Raw genomic sequence first — 14,663 nt, forward strand, 5'->3', positions numbered from 1 at the left:
AAGAGGGTCGCCGCTGATGGTTCGGTGGAGACGGTTCGGCTGGATGAGCTGCGTTCCGGCGACGTGGTGCTGGTGCGATCCGGTAGCCGGATCCCGGCTGACGGCAGCATTGTCGACGGCGAAGCCGAGATGAACGAGTCGATGATCTCTGGTGAGTCGCGCCCGGTTCCCAAGGCTCCCGGTGTTTCGTGGTAGCCGGTTCGGTGTCGACAGATTCCGCTGTTCGAGTTGAGGTCATCGCCATTGGCGAGGACACTGCGTTGGCCGGAATCGGTCGGCTGGTAGCCGAAGCCCAGGAGTCACGGTCACGGACCCAGGTCCTGGCGGATCGGGCCGCAGTCCTGCTGTTCTACGTGGCATCGGGCGCTGCGATTATCACCGCCGTGGTGTGGGTCCTGCTCGGGCAGACCGATGAGGCGGTGGTGCGGGTGGTGACGGTACTGGTCATCTCGTGTCCGCACGCGCTGGGCCTCGCCATCCCTCTCACCACGGCCTTGTCGAGCGCCATGGCGGCCCCCAACGGCATCTTGATCAGGGACCGCCTGGCCCTCGAGTCCAGCCGCAGAGTGGATGCGGTGCTGTTCGACAAGACTGGCACCCTCACCAAAGGCGAGCACGTCGTGGTGGGCAGTGGCGTCCGCCGATGGTCGTAGCGACGACGAAGTGCTCCGCCTCGCCGGTGGCGTGGAGGCCGACAGTGAACATCCCCTGGCCCGGGCCATAGTCGATGCCGCCAACGACCGCTCCGGGGTCGCATCGGCGACCGAGTTCCGCTCGCTGACCGGCCGTGGCGTCGAAGCAACCATCGACGAGGTGTGCTACTCGGTGGGCGGCCCAGCGCTGCTGGGAGAGAGCAACCTCACCGTGCCCGACTCGATGGTCTCGACCATCGACGAGTGGAAGGACCGGGGTTCGTCGGTGCTCTCCTTGCTGGGCCAGCAGGCTGTTATGGGTGCGGTGGCCGTCGAAGACGAGGTCCGCCCCGAGGCCCGCCAAGCCGTCGATCAGCTTCACACCCAAGGACGCAAGGTCGTCATGATCACCGGCGACGCCCATCAGGTCGCCGATGCCGTGGCTGTCGAACTCGGCATCGACGAGGACTTCTCCGAGGTGCTCCCCGAGGACAAGGCCGTCAAGGTCGCCGACCTCCAAGACCGCGGCCTGCGCGTGGCCATGGTCGGCGACGGAGTCAACGACGCCCCGCGCTCGCACGCGCTGATGTCGGTATCGCCATCGGTGCCGGTACCGACGTCGCCATCGAGTCGGCCGGGCTGATCCTGGTCAGCAACGACCCCCGCAGCGTGACCTCCATCATTCGTCTCTCCGAGGCCAACTACCGCAAATCGGTCCAGAACCTTGCCTGGGCCGGTGGCTACAACGTGCTGGCCATCCCGATCGCAGCGGGGGCTCTGCAATGGGCGGGAATCACCATGCCCCCTGCTGTGGGCGCGGTCCTCATGAGCATCTCCACCATCGTGGTCGCCCTCAACGCCCAACTCCTCCGACGAGTTGACCTCAGCCCAGAGGCCAGCGGAGGCCCGGAGAACCGACGATGCCCGCCGGGCCCGTCGCTCACTGGTTCGGCCACCTCGCGTCCCAGCGGTGTCTGAGCTTCGATCTCCTGTCAGAGCAGATCGCCGGGGAAGATCTGAGGAACCGAGAAGCAATGCCCGCCGCAGCGGGCATGGGTGCCCTTGCCCGATCCGGGCGGCCCGAGGAACACCAGCTTTGTGAGGTGGTGATGAACCTCCGACGGGCTGGGCATCGTCACGGTCGAAGGTGAAGGTGAACCCGGCGAGGCGGGTTCAGCCGGGCCTCAGTGATGGTGCTCATCGGCGTCAGCTTCGGCCTTGGTCGCGTGAACGGTGCCCGCGGGGTGCTCTGGTGGTCCGTAGATCGCGTAGACCTTGAGGGGTTCGTCTCCAATGTTGGTGACGTTGTGCCAGGCACCAGCCGGCACCAGGATCGCCCAGTCGTCGCCGACCTCGCGGTCGAAGGGCAGGTCGTTCTCCGACGGGCCCATCTGCACTCGTGCCCGGCCAGCTTCGACCCGAAGGAACTGGTCTCCGTGCTCGTGGACCTCGAGGCCTATGTCTCGGCCTGGTTCGATGCTCATGAGGGTCAGCTGGAGGTTGGAACCGGTCCAGCGGATGGTGCGGTAGTTCTCGTTGGCCAACGTGTCGGCCTCGATGTTCGTAACGAAGGGGTTCGGTCCCTCTTCGGTCAGATCGGTGGTGCTCATTGGCTTCTCCTTAGTAGGTGGATGTACTTCCCGGGTCTACCCGGGTCTGGGCCGGCGGGTCCGCTCACGCAGTAGGTGCTCGGTCGGGCAGGGGAAGAATCGTCTCGGCGATCTGGGCGAGCGAATCGATCTGCCTCGGGGTGAGGCGGTCGACGAACAGCCGGCGGACCGCGGCCAGGTGACCGGGTGCGGCAGCTTCGATCTCGGTCCGTCCGGCCGGGGTGATGACGACGAAGGCACCGCGGCGGTCATCGCCACAGGCCTCCTTGGCGACCAGGCCACGCTTGGCCATGCGAGTGACGTGGTGTGAAAGCCGGCTCTTCTCCCAGCCGAGGGTGTCGCCGAGCTCAAACAGGCGCATCTGGCCGGTCGGTTGGTCGGTGAGAGTGACGAGGACGTGGTAGTCGGGATAGGACAGGCCCGACTCGACGGCGAGCTGCTGCGCGAGTTCGTGCTCGAGGCGCATCTGCATGAACTGCAGACCCCGCCACGCCCGCTCTTCCTGTTCGGTCAGCCACCGCACGTCATCCATGGACGACACCCTACCAAGGAATAGTTGACACGTCATCCGCGTTGATAGATGATGTATCCACCACTTAGACGCCATCATCAACAATCAGGAGATCTGCCATGAGCGCCGCAACCATCCTTACCGCACTGACCGGCACCTACGCTCTCGACGCCAGCCACAGCCGAATCGGGTTCGCCGCCCGCCACGCCATGGTTTCGAAGGTACGCGGCTCGTTCAAGGAGTTCGAGGGCTCCGGATACTTCGATGCCGAGGACCCCACAAACTCGAAGCTGTCGCTGACCATCCAGGCCGCCAGCATCGACACCCGCAACGCTGACCGTGACGGCCACCTCAAGAGCAACGACTTCTTCGACATGGAGACATACCCGGAGATCACCTTTGCCTCCACCTCGGTCGAGCAGGTCGACGCTGAAAACTTCCGGGTCACCGGTGATCTAACCATCAAGGACGTCACCAAGCCGGTGACCATCGACTTCGAGTACACCGGCAGTGCTGTCGACCCGTACCAGAACCAGCGGATCGGTTTCGAAGGCAACACGAAGGTCAACCGCAAGGACTGGGGCGTCAACTGGAACGCCGCCCTGGACGCTGGTGGCGTCCTGGTGGGCGAGCAGGTCACCCTCGAGTTCGAGGTCTCCGCGATCCGCACCGCGTGAGTCTCGCCAGTTCGCTGCCGCCGCTCGGAGGTCGGAAGGCGACGCGCGCCCTCTCCGACCAAGGAAGGTCGAGGTTAGTGCGGCCGACTCAGCCGTCGATGGGGCTGGTTGCGGCCCTTCCACGTCGGCCCCGGTGGTCCGAGCGCTTTGCCCTCCGCATCGGTGACCGCACCCGACAGCCGGTCCTGCACGTAGCCGCGCAGCCGCTCGTTCGTGGCCAACTTCGGCGGTTTCACCTCCAGGCGTGTTGCCGAGCTCGAGGGCCTCATTCGGGTCTTTGCTCGCCGGCGTCTCACCGACCTGGGCGAACGCGCTGCCGAGGGCGATCCTGTGGACCTCCACCAGGAGTTCGCCAGCACGATCCCGACGTACGTGCTCGCCGACCTCTTCGGTGTCGCCGAAGTGGATCGCCTGCGTTTTGGGCCGTGGGTGCAGGCGCTGACCGCAATCCAGAACGACTGGGACATTCCCCGCCACCTAGCCTTCAGCAGCGGGCCGCACTCTTTCATCGGTAATCACCTGGCACGGCTTCAGGCGAAGGTTGCTTTCGAGGAACTGCTGAAGATGAACCTGGACGTGAGCGTCGACGTCGACGCGGGCGTTCGCCACCGGTCACCATTCGTGCGTGGCTTTGTGAGCCTTCCCGCCCACAGGTTCTCCACGTCATCGATCTGACGAACCAACGGGTGTGTCGATCGTCAGCCCAAGCTGGGGTCAGATCATGTCGTTCATGATCTGGCCGAGTTCGATGGGGTAGCGCTGGACGAAGTACATGAAGCTCGGTTCGATCTGGTCGAACAGGTTGGTGTCGGGGGCGAGAATGGCTGCGAAGCCGTTGAGGTACAGCAGGTTCTTGAAGAACAGCACCAGTTCCTTGGGAAGCTGGAAGCCGTTGTGGGCGAGGACGCCGATGATGGCGCCAAGCGCTTGGCCTAGCCGGTCGACGGTGAGTTCGCCTTCGCGGGTCAGCAGCGTGGGGTCGATTGCGTTGAGTTGGGCCTCGAGTTGAGCGGCGAGCGCTGGCAGGTCCTCACCCTCGGGGATCGCTCCGAAAGCCTGGAGACCTTGGAGCTGGAGCAGGTTGTCGTTGCGCCCGAAGCCGAACAGGAACTTCACCACCGCTGCGCGTTGTTCGGCATCGATACGTCCGGCGATGCCGAAGTCGATCAGCGAAAAGTCGCCCTGAGCGTTGATCAGAACGTTGCCGGCGTGCATGTCGCCATGGAAGATTCCGTACGCAACCATGTGCTCGAGGGTGCCGGTGATGGCCAGGTTGAGCAGCCGTTCGCCGTCGATCACGTCGGGGTAGGTATCGAGGGCCTGGTCGTAGGGAACGCCGTCGACGCGGGTCATCACGAAGACATCTTCGGTGGTGAGGTGGGGGATGGGTCGGGGGAAGACCGTGAAGTCGTGGCCGGCGGCCTCGCCGGCGAGGGCGAGCTCCACCTGGTTCATGGCTTCGAAGCGGAAGTCGATCTCCTCGAGGACCATCTGGGCGAAGAGCTCGACGAACCCCGACAGGTTGGCAACGCGGGCCGACTTGGACGCGCGTTCCGCGGTGGCGGCGGCGAGCGCCATGGCCCGCAGGTCGCGTTCGAACTGGTCTCGTAGGCCGGGGCGGCGGACTTTGACGACCACATCGGTGCCGTCGTGGAGGGTGGCGGCATGCACCTGTCCGATTGACGCTGCCCCGATCGGCTCCGTGTCGAAGGTGTCGAACAGTGCTTCGAGTGGCACCTCGAAGCGGTCTTCGATGATCTCCTCGGCCTGTCCGGAGGGAAGTGGCGTGGCGGTGTCGCGGCACCAACCGAAGGCCTCCACCCACTCGTCGGGGAGTAGCCCCTGGGCGGTGGCGATGAACTGGCCGAGCTTGATGTAGGTGGGTCCCCCGGCCTTCACCAGTTCCTGCGCGTGTTTCATGGCGGTGCCGGGCTCCAGCGGCCCGTCCAACACCCGTCGCTTGGCGTCGTCGCGCAACCCGGGGGCCACGCCTCGAGCCAGGTCTGCCCCGGTGCGTCCCACGGCGCGCAGCGTGCGTGGCCTCAGCGACGGCCGGGCCAGCGCGTCGGCCTCCTCGCGGACCCTGGCTCGGGCGGGCGGCCCCCACGCCAGCCACAGTCGTGCTTGGTCTCTCAGTCCGGGCCGTTCGGCGAACGACGCCGACGCCTCGAGGAGTTCGGTCATGCCGGGCAGCGGTGGAACAGGCATGCGGGTGCTTTCTGCGTGGCTAGCGAAACGAGTAGGTGATCGGCAGGCTCTTCACCCCTGAGACGAAGTGTGATTGTGCGTAGGAAACTTCGCCGTCCAACTCGACGTGGTCAAGTTCCTGGCTGAGCCGTCTCAGCATCGTGCGCAGCTCCCGTCGGGCGAACTGGGCTCCGAGGCAAAAGTGGGCGCCGACCCCGAACGACAGCAGTTTGTCGGCGTCGGGGCGGGTGATGTCGAAGCGGTCCGGGTCGTCGAACACCGCCTCGTCCCGGTTCGCCGACGGATAGGACAACAACACCCGACCTCCGCTCGGGATCTCGACGTCGCCGATCCGGGTGTCGGACTGGGCGTAGCGCATGAAGTGCCGCACGGGCGAGGTGTAGCGGATGATTTCGTCGGCAGCGTTGTTGATCAGGTCCGGATCGGCAGCGAGAGCGGCCCACTGGGACGGGTTGCGAGCGAGAAGCTCGAGGCCTCCAGAGAGCGCGAAAGACGTGGTGTCGTGGCCTGCGGTGGCGACGATGATGTAATACCAAAGCTGGTGTTCGCCATCCATCGGACAGCCGTCGATCTCGCCGTTGGCGATGACCGAGGCCAGATCGTCGGTTGGGCAGGCCTGACGGTCCTGGGTCACTTCGGCGAAGAACTGGATGAACCTCATCACCGATTCCATGACCTTGGCATCGACGCTGGCGGCGTCGCCGAGGTACTCCGGGTCGGCGGCGCCGAAGATGCCTTGGGTGAGCTCGAGCATTAGGGGCTCGTCCTCTGGCGGCACACCGTAGATGTCCATGATCACCCGCAGGGTGAATGGCTGGGCGATGTCGCGGGCAAAGTCGCAGCGGCCGCCCAGACCGTGCAGCCGTTCGACGAACTCGTCGGCGATGCTGTCGATGCGGGGCTGGCGCTTGCTCACGGCCGCCGGCTTGAACCAGTCGCTCGTGACCTTGCGATGGTCGGTGTGGGCCTGACCATCGAGGTGGACGAGCGTCTTCGGCATGGGCATGCCCGACGCAGTCAGCTTGTCGTAGTCGGCCTCCGGTCCCAGCACGGAACGTTCGGTGTTGTGCCACGTCTGGTTGTCGCGCGACGCCTCGAACACGTCCGCGTGACGGGTGAGCACCCAGAACGGGTCAAAACCCGGACGATCGGCACGCAGCACCGGGGTGGTGCGACGGATGTCGCCGACCCCGCGATGCCAGGCACCCATATCGGTCCATCGCTCGGCGACCACGAACCAGTCGGACGGGTCCTTCGGTGGGGTTCCCGCCTGCGCCGTCGAATCCGTTGACGTCCCTGCATTGACGGTCATGGTGTCGTTGCCTCCCGTTGGTGCCGACCCATCGTCGGTCGCGACGCACTCAGCCGAGCACCCAAAGATGACAGTTGTCAACCCAGCGATCGGTGAGCGGCACCTCGACGCCGCCAGTACCTAGAGTCGACCGGATGCGTCCCCGTCAGATCAGCGACGAGATCCTGCTCGACAGCGTGCTGGCCGCCTTTGCCGATGACGGCTATGACGGAGCGTCGATGCGTCAGGTATGCCGCCGCCTGGATTTCAGTCACAACCTGTTGAACAAGCGATATGGAACAAAAGAGTCCCTCTGGTATGCGGCCGTCGATCACGGCCTGCGATCGATGCTCGACCAATTGGCGGCTGGCATCCTCGAGGCCGGCGACGACCCCCTCGACCAACTGCGCGGCGCCATGCTTCGCTTCGTTGCGGTCACCCGAGCCAACCCCTCACTCGTCCGGATCCTTCACCAGGAATCGGCCCACCGCGGGCCTCGCTACGAGTACCTCCTCAACCGCTACGTCACGCCGATCAACGAGGTTGGTCTCCGCTCCATCAAGCAACTCCAGGGCGATGGCCGCGTTCGGCCCGGTCCGGTGACCACGGTGTTCTTTCACCTGGTCACCTACGGCCTTGGCGTGATGAGCAGTCACCCCGAATCGCTCTCAGCGTTTGGTGATGCCAACGCCGATCCCGACGAGGCAGCAAAACTCGGCGTCGAAATGGTGCTCGACGGCATCCGAGTTCACGCCGCTCAGTAGGAGCCGAACTGCGGTAAGAGCCATCACCACTGCCTGCACCTCCGAGTCCAGACAAGAACGTGAAAGGCAGCGACGCGCCCGGAGCCGAGCTTCAGCGATGTGCTAGCTCGATGCCTCGACGGACGTCTCCCGGGTGGGTCCCTGGCGGCGAATGCAGATGTGGCCCGCCGTGCTTAGGTCATGCAGCGCAGGTGCGAGATCCGCCAGGACTCGACGCTGCAACTGGTCGCCGCCAACGCGCTCGCCGTCATCGAGATTCGAGAAGTTCTAGCCCATCCGGATACACCTCTGAACCGATGCGGGACGGGGGAGCGGGCCACTTATGGGCCACAAACTCCAGCGTATAGCGCGGTAGGAGGTGGTATCTGCTGACTCGGACGTCCCAAAAACCGCTAGATACCAGGCCCTACCCGTTCCTACTATCTGTATGGACTGACTCGTAATGCGCAGGTCAGGAGTTCGATTCTCCTCCCGGGCTCCAAAAACCGTTGAATTTGCAGCGATCTGAGGGCCTGGGCGTCTGGTCGCTGAGGTGCTGTCAATGGCCATGAGATTGTCCTTGTTGGCGGCCTTGTGGTTTCCCCGTGGGCGGTCGGGTGTTGTCCCCGCGCGCGGCCATGGGGATTCCCCGCGGGCGGCCGGGTGTTTCCCCGGTCATTTGGTCAAGGGCTCCACCCCCTTTCCGTTGAGTGCGTCTTCGAGGCGGATGGATTCGCCTTGGGTGACGATGACGTGGGCGTGGTGGAGGAGCCGGTCAACGAGGGGGCCGGCGAGGGTTTCGTCCATGAGCTGGTCGAAGCCTGAGGGGTGAAGGTTTGAGCTGACAGCGACGCTGGTGTTCTCATAGGCGGCGTCGATGAGCCTGTAGAGCCCTTCGGCTGCGTCGCTGCTCACCGGCAACAGCCCGATGTCATCAACGACGATCAGATCGGCTTTCAGGACCGGTTTGAGTGCCCTGTTGATGGTGTCGTCGATGCGGTGTGAGCGGACCAACGCGCCGAGGTCCTCGATGTTGAACCAGCGGACGTTCCGTCCGTGGTCGACAGCGGATTGTCCGAGTGCTTCGCAGAGGTGGGACTTGCCGGTGCCTGACGGTCCGCAGATCACGAGGTTCTCGTGACGGTCAACCCATTCGAGGCTTTGGAGGGCGGTCTGGGTTGGGACCGGAACCGAGGACCGTTCGGCCTGCCAGGCGTCGAATGTTTTCCCGGCTGGGAACCGGGCGGTTTTGCGGTGCGCTTCGATGGTGGACCGGTTCCGTCCTTCGGCTTCTGCTTGGAGGAGGACCCGGAGTGTTTCGGCTGGGTCCCAGCGTTGGGCTTTCGCGGTGAGGAGCACGTCGGGGGATTGTTCTCGGATGTAACGCAGCCGGAGACGGCGGCACAAGACGGTGATCTCGTCGGTGACCGCTTGTGGGATCGGACCGTTCATTGCCATCTCCTTTGGGTTGTTCTGACCGTCACGGTCGGTGGGTTCAGCCGCTCGACCCAGTTGTCGAGCACCCGAAAGGCTGCGTCGAGGTCGCCGAGCCCGTCAGGGTCGCCCAGGTTGAGAGTCATGGCGACGTGTAAGCCCATGTTCTGGAAGCCTGCATGTCCGTCGGCGATCCAGCCGGCGATGCCAGCGAGGAGCCCGCCGAGCTCGGCGGCGTCGGCCGCCTCGAGCACAACCCGACCACCGTCGGGTGTGCACGGAGTCGATGATGGGCCCCTCATGACCGGCCCCCGTTCCCGTTCCCGTTCCCGTTCCCGTTCCCGTTCCCGTTCCCGTTCCCGTTGTTGTTGTCGGGTTGGTGTTGGCCGAACTGCGACCAGCCTCGGGTGCTGTTCTGCAACGAGTGCGCCGCTTTGGCCCGCCGGGGTTGACCCCTCGTGGCGCCCAGGATCGAGTTGAGGTCATCGATCCCGAACCGGCCGGCTGTGCCTGCGAGACCGAGGGCCTCATCAACAAGAGTGCGGTCAACCTTTGCGCACAACTCGACGGCTTGGCCCATCGTGGTCTCGATGTGGCGTGCCCCAACGGTGGCGGCCTCAACCAGCCACGTTTTCGCTCCTTCACCGATCGCCAGGAACGCTTCCTCGTGGGGGTTCGTCGCCCTCGGTTCCCGCTGGGTCGGGTCCTTACGCGGCGGATAGTGGGCATCAACGATCGACGCCTGCCCAGCCTGGACGGCCAAGTGGCGGGCGACCTCGGTCGGCCCGTCGTCGCCAACGGTGACGATCACCAGCACGTCACCCGAGAGGCGCACCCACACCCGGGTGTCACAAAGGGTGTGCGGGACCGAATAGCGGGCCCCACGGAACTGGATCGTCGAGGACCATGACACGCTCCTCGTTTCACCAAACGCGACCGTGTAGGGCTCGTCGGGGACCGGATGCAACTTGGCTTGTTCCTCGGCCAACATGTCCACCGGACGGCGATGAGTCACCGCGTGGACACGATTGTTGACCTTGTCCATGAACGCCACACACGCCGCCTCGAGGGCTTCCCACGACTCGTATTCGTCGCGGAGGTTCGCCTCAGAGGGGACCAGGTCGGCCTTCGCGATCTTGACGGTCGCCTCCGAGCCGCCCTTCGACTCCGGGTCGAACGGCACACACGTCGCGATTGTCACCCCGTAATACACAGCGGCGGAGACGATCTTCGGGTTCCGAACAGGCAACGCCGCGATGTGGCGTTCGGTCACCGTCTTTTCGTTGTCGGTCAACGCATAGGTCGGGGCGCCACCCAACAGCCGGAACGACCGGTCCAACGCCCCGATGATCGTCGGCAGACGCTTGTCACGAAGCGGCAACACCACCCGGTGCCGGCACCACGCCAACCAGCCACAAAACAGGACCGACTTCTCACCGCAAACGAGCGGCCCATCACCGTAATCCCACTGAAACCAGAGGCCAGGTTCAACCAGCCACGGCCGATACGACCGGTGGTTCTCCCGCCACCAATGGTTCTTCAACCGTTTCACCACCCGGCGGGTCGTGCGTTCCGAACCGGTATAACCCATTGCTTCCAGCTTGGTGTGGACAACATCGCCACGGATCTTGCCCTTCGATTTCTCGACCCAACCAGCGATGTGGTCGATGAACGGATCGGTCACCTTCTCCCGGACCGGGTGCGCTGGAACCGTCGGGTCCAAACCGGCATCCCGGGCCGCCACATAACGGCGCACCGTGTGGTGATCCACACCACACAACTGGCCTGCTGACCGGTATGAACCGGTCAAATCGTAGGCCTCAAGGACCTCCAAAATTTTCTCCTCTGACCTATGCCGACCCCGCGACTATGCCGACCCTTCGGTGGGCGGCCAGTGGTGGCGGGTTGTGGTTGTGTGTGTGGTCGGCATAGTTACAGGCTTTCGAGGAACGCCAGCACAGCGTCGGGGGGCTGGTAGTTCCCTGGCGGTGCCGAGTCGGGTTTGATGAGATCGAGTGCTCGTTGTTTGATCGTCATGTCGGCGTGTAAGTAGACGTTCGTTGAGCGGAGGTCGGCGTGGCCGAGCCAGAGGGCGATGACAGCGGTGTCGACACCGGCTTGAAGTAGTGCCATGGCACAACTGTGACGGAGCACGTGGGGGTGGAGCCGTTTGTTGCGCAGCGACGGGCACCGATCGGCGGCAACACCGGCGTGTTTGCGGACCAAACGCTGGACTGCGTCTGGGCTCAACGGTCGACCTGTGCGGGTCGGGAAGAGCGGCTCACCGGGTTGGCCGGCGCGTTCTGTCATCCAGACGGCGAGGATCGCCGCGGTCCCGGTGTTGAGGGGCACGGCACGTTGCTTGCGGCCCTTGCCGTTCTCGCAGTGGACACTCGCGCCGGTGCCAAGGGTGACGTTGTCGCAGTCCAACCCGGTGAGCTCGGAGACACGCAGGCCGGTTCTGACCGCGACGAGGAGCAGTGACCGGTCTCTGCGGCCTTCCCAACGGTCCAGGTCGGGAGCGTCAACGAGCGCGTCGATCTCGTCGGCGGTGAGGAACGACACCAACGCCCGTTCGAAGCGTTTGGGTGGTATCGCCAGGACACGTTGGAACGTGGCGGTGTGTTCGGGGTGCCGGAGGGACCCATAGTTGACCAGCGAGCGGATGGCGGTCAGACGCAGGTTCCGGGTTCTGGGACTGTTGTGACGTTCGGTTTCGAGACTGTCGAGAAAACCGCCGATCAGCGTCTCGTCAAGGTCGGCCCAGTCAAGGCGGGCAGGGGGTTTGCCGGTGTGTTCCTGGGCGTAGGTGAGGAGCATCCGCAACGAGTCACGGTAGGAGGCGATGGTTGCCGGGCTGGCCTGTTGTTGTTTGACCAGCCGGTCGGTGAAGAAGCTCTCCAGGGTGGGGGCGATCAGGCTCATCGGCCGAGCACCTCCCGGTTCAGGTCCAAACGGGTTGCGGCCAACGCCAACAGTTCGGGGGCGGCTGACAAATACCAGTACGCTGAGCGGGGGTCTCCGTGGCCCAGGTAGACCGACAGGGTCGGGAGGAGGGCCTCAACGTCGGCGCCTTCCCGATACCACTTCAACAACGTCCGGACAGCGAACGTATGTCTGACATCATGAATTCTCGGCCGGATCGACGATCCCGCTCCGACCCCTGAGAGGTCACAGAGGCGGCGGAAAGTCAGCCGGAACGGCGGGTAGAGCAGCCTGGTGCCCCGTCTGGAAACAAAGAAGCTTGATGATGACGGTTCGAGACAGAGCCGGTCGCGGAAGGCCGCGTAGTCCGCGAGCGCGGCCATGGTGGACTCCAACAGTGGGATGTTGCGGGATTTCCCGAACTTGGTTGCGGTGATGGTAAGTACAGCGTCGTCCCATGCAATGTCGTCGCGGTTCAGTCCGATCACCTCGCCGATCCGCATCCCGGTGGCGGCCAGGAGACCGATCACGGTTTCTTGGGTTGCTGCGGGTAGCCGCCAGCGGCTTTGGTGAGCCTCCGCCATGAGCGCGTCGATGTCCTCGGGGCTGTAGATGAACGGTGGCCGCCACCCCTGATGGTTCGGGATCAGACCGGGCGGTGGGACTTCGGTGCGCTCATCGAGGGCGGCCATGTGACGGGCGAACCCTCGTGCGACCGTCATTCGGCGGGACCATACGCAACTGGTGGGTGACACGTCCGGGGCCTGCGCCCAGGCCATCGCTGCGGCCACGGTGACGGTCGGCTCACCGACAGAATCGAGGTACGCGACAAACCGTGGGAGCAGCCGGTGGGCCTCCGCAAGTTGATGGCCAAGCTGGCGGCGCAGTGCCAGGTACTCATCGGCGGTCTCCGACAGGGCGCTCACCGTCGGGCTCCTGGCCAGGGCTGGGCAACCTGGGCCAGCGCAACGAAATCGACTTTGGCGTAGACCGCGGTAGTGGCCAGGTCCCGGTGGCGTAGCACCTGGCTGATCTCGACCAGTTTGGCGCCCTGAGCCAGCAGGTCCGTGGCAAGACCGTGTCGCAGCCGGTGCGGACCCACCCTTGCCACCCCGGCACGACCGCACGCCCGGTACACGACTTCGGTGAGCGAACACGCACGAATCGGCACATGAGGCGCCAACACGGTGAGGAAAACGTTTCGTTCGCTGCTGGCCGGCCGACCGTGTTGGAAGTATTCGACCAGCGCTTCGCCAACGTCGGCGGGCATGGGCAACCGGTCGACACGGCGACCCTTACCCCGCACCGTGACCTCCCCGGCACGCCAGTCAAGATCGGCCAGTTCCAAACGAGCGACCTCACAAGAGCGAAGCCCAAGACGAGCGATGAGCGTCAAGATGGCGAAGTCACGCCGGCCGCCGACCCCGGACCGATCACAGCCATCAAGCAACGCCCTCACCTCGACCGGCAATATGCTCTGAGGCATCCCGGTGTCCCGCCAGCCGGCAACAGGCGGCATGGCCAATCCCAAGTCGACCTCAACGATCCGGTCCCAGTAGAGGAACCGCAGCAACGACCGAAGATCCTCGGCTTCGCGTTTCGCCGACCCGACACTGAGCCGACCACACGAGCGAAGCAGATAGGCAAACACGTCGGCTGCCACGAGGCCCTCGGCCCCCGTGCCCCCAACACGGGCCGCACGCTCGGTCAGAAAGACCTTCGCCATCCGCACATAACGTTGCACCGTCGATGGTGCCAGCTCACGCTCTCGTGTCAGATAGCCGGCGTAACGATCAAGCAGTTCCCCTGTCGGCGTCGGGGCGGGAATCAGCGCCTCAGGAGCACCACCCACACTCCGCAACAACACGACCAATACCTCCAGCAACGGCCGTCTCGCCGGGATTCGACCCTCCTGGCCGACGCAAGTAACAACGAACGCGTCGATCTGGCCCTCAGTCAACTCGTTCACGGCAATGCCCTCGTCGGCCATCCAGCGGCTCAACCGCCCCATCTCGGCCATGCGCCGTTTCACCGTGCCCGGCTGGTAGCCCAACCCGACCAGCGCTTCCCTGTACTCGGCAGCGAACGATGTCAGCGGCGAATCGCCACACGTCCACGAAATGGTGCCCATCGGCTTTCCTCCTGGTCCACGGAACCGAACGGCTCCGACCAGGAAAGCCTCAACGCCACACCGCGACTATGCCGAGCACCACACCCCCCACCAGACCAAACACCCACTCCCACCCTGAAGAAGTCTGATCACCCGCAGCCGATGTCGGCATAGTCGCGGGGTCGGCATAGGTCAGACAATGCCGATATCGGCATTGCCCGACAACATGAGCAGGTTCCTCCTGGTGCTCGGGACCGATAGGTCAGCGCCATCGATCCAAGCCCAGGAGGAACACCAACAAACGGATACCGGCCGCCAACGGGCCAAACCCGTGGCCACACGCGGGGAGAACCCATGGCCGCCCCCGGGGAACGCCAACCCCTACCGGCCGCCTATGGGGAGCATCTCATGTCCGCTGACAGGTGCCCGGGCCACTTATGGGCCACAAACTGGCTCGATTTCGAACAGCTCTAGGTGGCTGGTGTCTTTCGCGTCGGGGTTGAGGCTCGCGATTTAGGTTCG

General features: G+C 64.6%; 14 protein-coding genes and 1 pseudogene. 4 read left to right on the top strand and 11 right to left on the bottom strand.

The features are described from left to right. Window positions 1-1,610: pseudogene (locus tag PKD89_RS19860) on the top strand (heavy metal translocating P-type ATPase); the annotation flags it as partial. A 14-nt stretch (window positions 1,611-1,624) separates the two neighbouring features. On the opposite strand, the gene PKD89_RS17220 reads toward PKD89_RS19860, so the two are convergent. From PKD89_RS17220 to PKD89_RS17230, 3 genes are all read right to left on the bottom strand, one after another. Beyond that, window positions 1,625-1,771: a hypothetical protein gene (locus tag PKD89_RS17220; RefSeq protein WP_289012655.1), complete on the bottom strand. Its 147-nt coding sequence runs from the start codon at window positions 1,769-1,771 to the stop codon at window positions 1,625-1,627. Window positions 1,772-1,816: 45 nt separating this feature from the next. Next, window positions 1,817-2,242 carry a cupin domain-containing protein gene (locus tag PKD89_RS17225; protein WP_289012656.1) on the bottom strand — a complete coding sequence of 142 codons (426 nt, stop codon included), beginning with the start codon at window positions 2,240-2,242 and terminating at the stop codon, window positions 1,817-1,819. Window positions 2,243-2,306: 64 nt separating this feature from the next. Next, window positions 2,307-2,774: a MarR family winged helix-turn-helix transcriptional regulator gene (locus PKD89_RS17230; protein WP_289012657.1), complete on the bottom strand. Its 468-nt coding sequence runs from the start codon at window positions 2,772-2,774 to the stop codon at window positions 2,307-2,309. 98 nt (window positions 2,775-2,872) lie between these two features. On the opposite strand from PKD89_RS17230, the gene PKD89_RS17235 reads away from it, so the two are divergent. Both PKD89_RS17235 and PKD89_RS17240 read left to right on the top strand, forming a co-directional pair. Further along, a complete protein-coding gene (locus PKD89_RS17235) occupies window positions 2,873-3,430 on the top strand; it encodes a YceI family protein (RefSeq protein ID WP_289012658.1) in 558 nt (185 codons plus the stop codon). A gap of 213 nt (window positions 3,431-3,643) precedes the next feature. Beyond that, on the top strand, window positions 3,644-4,105 hold the full coding sequence (locus tag PKD89_RS17240) for a hypothetical protein (RefSeq protein WP_324332639.1): 462 nt from the start codon (window positions 3,644-3,646) through the stop codon (window positions 4,103-4,105). A 39-nt stretch (window positions 4,106-4,144) separates the two neighbouring features. On the opposite strand, the gene PKD89_RS17245 is transcribed toward PKD89_RS17240, so the two are convergent. Together PKD89_RS17245 and PKD89_RS17250 are read right to left on the bottom strand one after the other, a co-directional pair. Next, the gene (locus PKD89_RS17245) at window positions 4,145-5,638 is read right to left on the bottom strand and encodes an ABC1 kinase family protein (RefSeq protein WP_289012660.1); all 1,494 of its coding nucleotides are present in this window, start codon (window positions 5,636-5,638) and stop codon (window positions 4,145-4,147) included. A gap of 19 nt (window positions 5,639-5,657) precedes the next feature. Continuing rightward, on the bottom strand, window positions 5,658-6,950 hold the full coding sequence (locus PKD89_RS17250; protein ID WP_289012661.1) for a cytochrome P450: 1,293 nt from the start codon (window positions 6,948-6,950) through the stop codon (window positions 5,658-5,660). Window positions 6,951-7,084: 134 nt separating this feature from the next. Between PKD89_RS17250 and PKD89_RS17255 the strand changes: the two genes are divergently transcribed. Continuing rightward, window positions 7,085-7,693, top strand: coding sequence for a TetR/AcrR family transcriptional regulator (locus PKD89_RS17255; RefSeq protein WP_289012662.1), 609 nt, complete (start codon window positions 7,085-7,087; stop codon window positions 7,691-7,693). A gap of 654 nt (window positions 7,694-8,347) precedes the next feature. Here PKD89_RS17255 and istB read toward each other — a convergent pair. The 6 genes from istB to PKD89_RS17285 form a co-directional block, all read right to left on the bottom strand. Further along, window positions 8,348-9,130: an IS21-like element helper ATPase IstB gene (istB, locus tag PKD89_RS17260; RefSeq protein ID WP_349257377.1), complete on the bottom strand. Its 783-nt coding sequence runs from the start codon at window positions 9,128-9,130 to the stop codon at window positions 8,348-8,350. After that, entirely contained in the window at window positions 9,121-9,408 is a 288-nt protein-coding gene (locus PKD89_RS17265) for a hypothetical protein (protein WP_289012664.1), read from the bottom strand. The genes istB and PKD89_RS17265 overlap by 10 nt, the downstream gene beginning before the upstream one ends. Then, on the bottom strand, window positions 9,405-10,943 hold the full coding sequence (locus PKD89_RS17270; RefSeq protein ID WP_349257378.1) for a Mu transposase domain-containing protein: 1,539 nt from the start codon (window positions 10,941-10,943) through the stop codon (window positions 9,405-9,407). Before PKD89_RS17270 ends, PKD89_RS17265 begins: the two co-directional genes overlap by 4 nt. A 95-nt stretch (window positions 10,944-11,038) precedes the next feature. Next, entirely contained in the window at window positions 11,039-12,031 is a 993-nt protein-coding gene (locus tag PKD89_RS17275; protein ID WP_289012666.1) for a tyrosine-type recombinase/integrase, read from the bottom strand. Next, entirely contained in the window at window positions 12,028-12,723 is a 696-nt protein-coding gene (locus tag PKD89_RS17280) for a tyrosine-type recombinase/integrase (protein WP_324332637.1), read from the bottom strand. Before PKD89_RS17280 ends, PKD89_RS17275 begins: the two co-directional genes overlap by 4 nt. A 230-nt stretch (window positions 12,724-12,953) precedes the next feature. Then, window positions 12,954-14,162, bottom strand: a complete 1,209-nt coding sequence (locus tag PKD89_RS17285) for a site-specific integrase (RefSeq protein ID WP_289012668.1) — start codon at window positions 14,160-14,162, stop codon at window positions 12,954-12,956. Window positions 14,163-14,663 lie beyond the last annotated feature (501 nt).

Origin of the sequence: Candidatus Neomicrothrix sp. (assembly GCF_035329545.1) — a bacterium.
Classification (GTDB): domain Bacteria; phylum Actinomycetota; class Acidimicrobiia; order Acidimicrobiales; family Microtrichaceae; genus Microthrix; species Microthrix subdominans.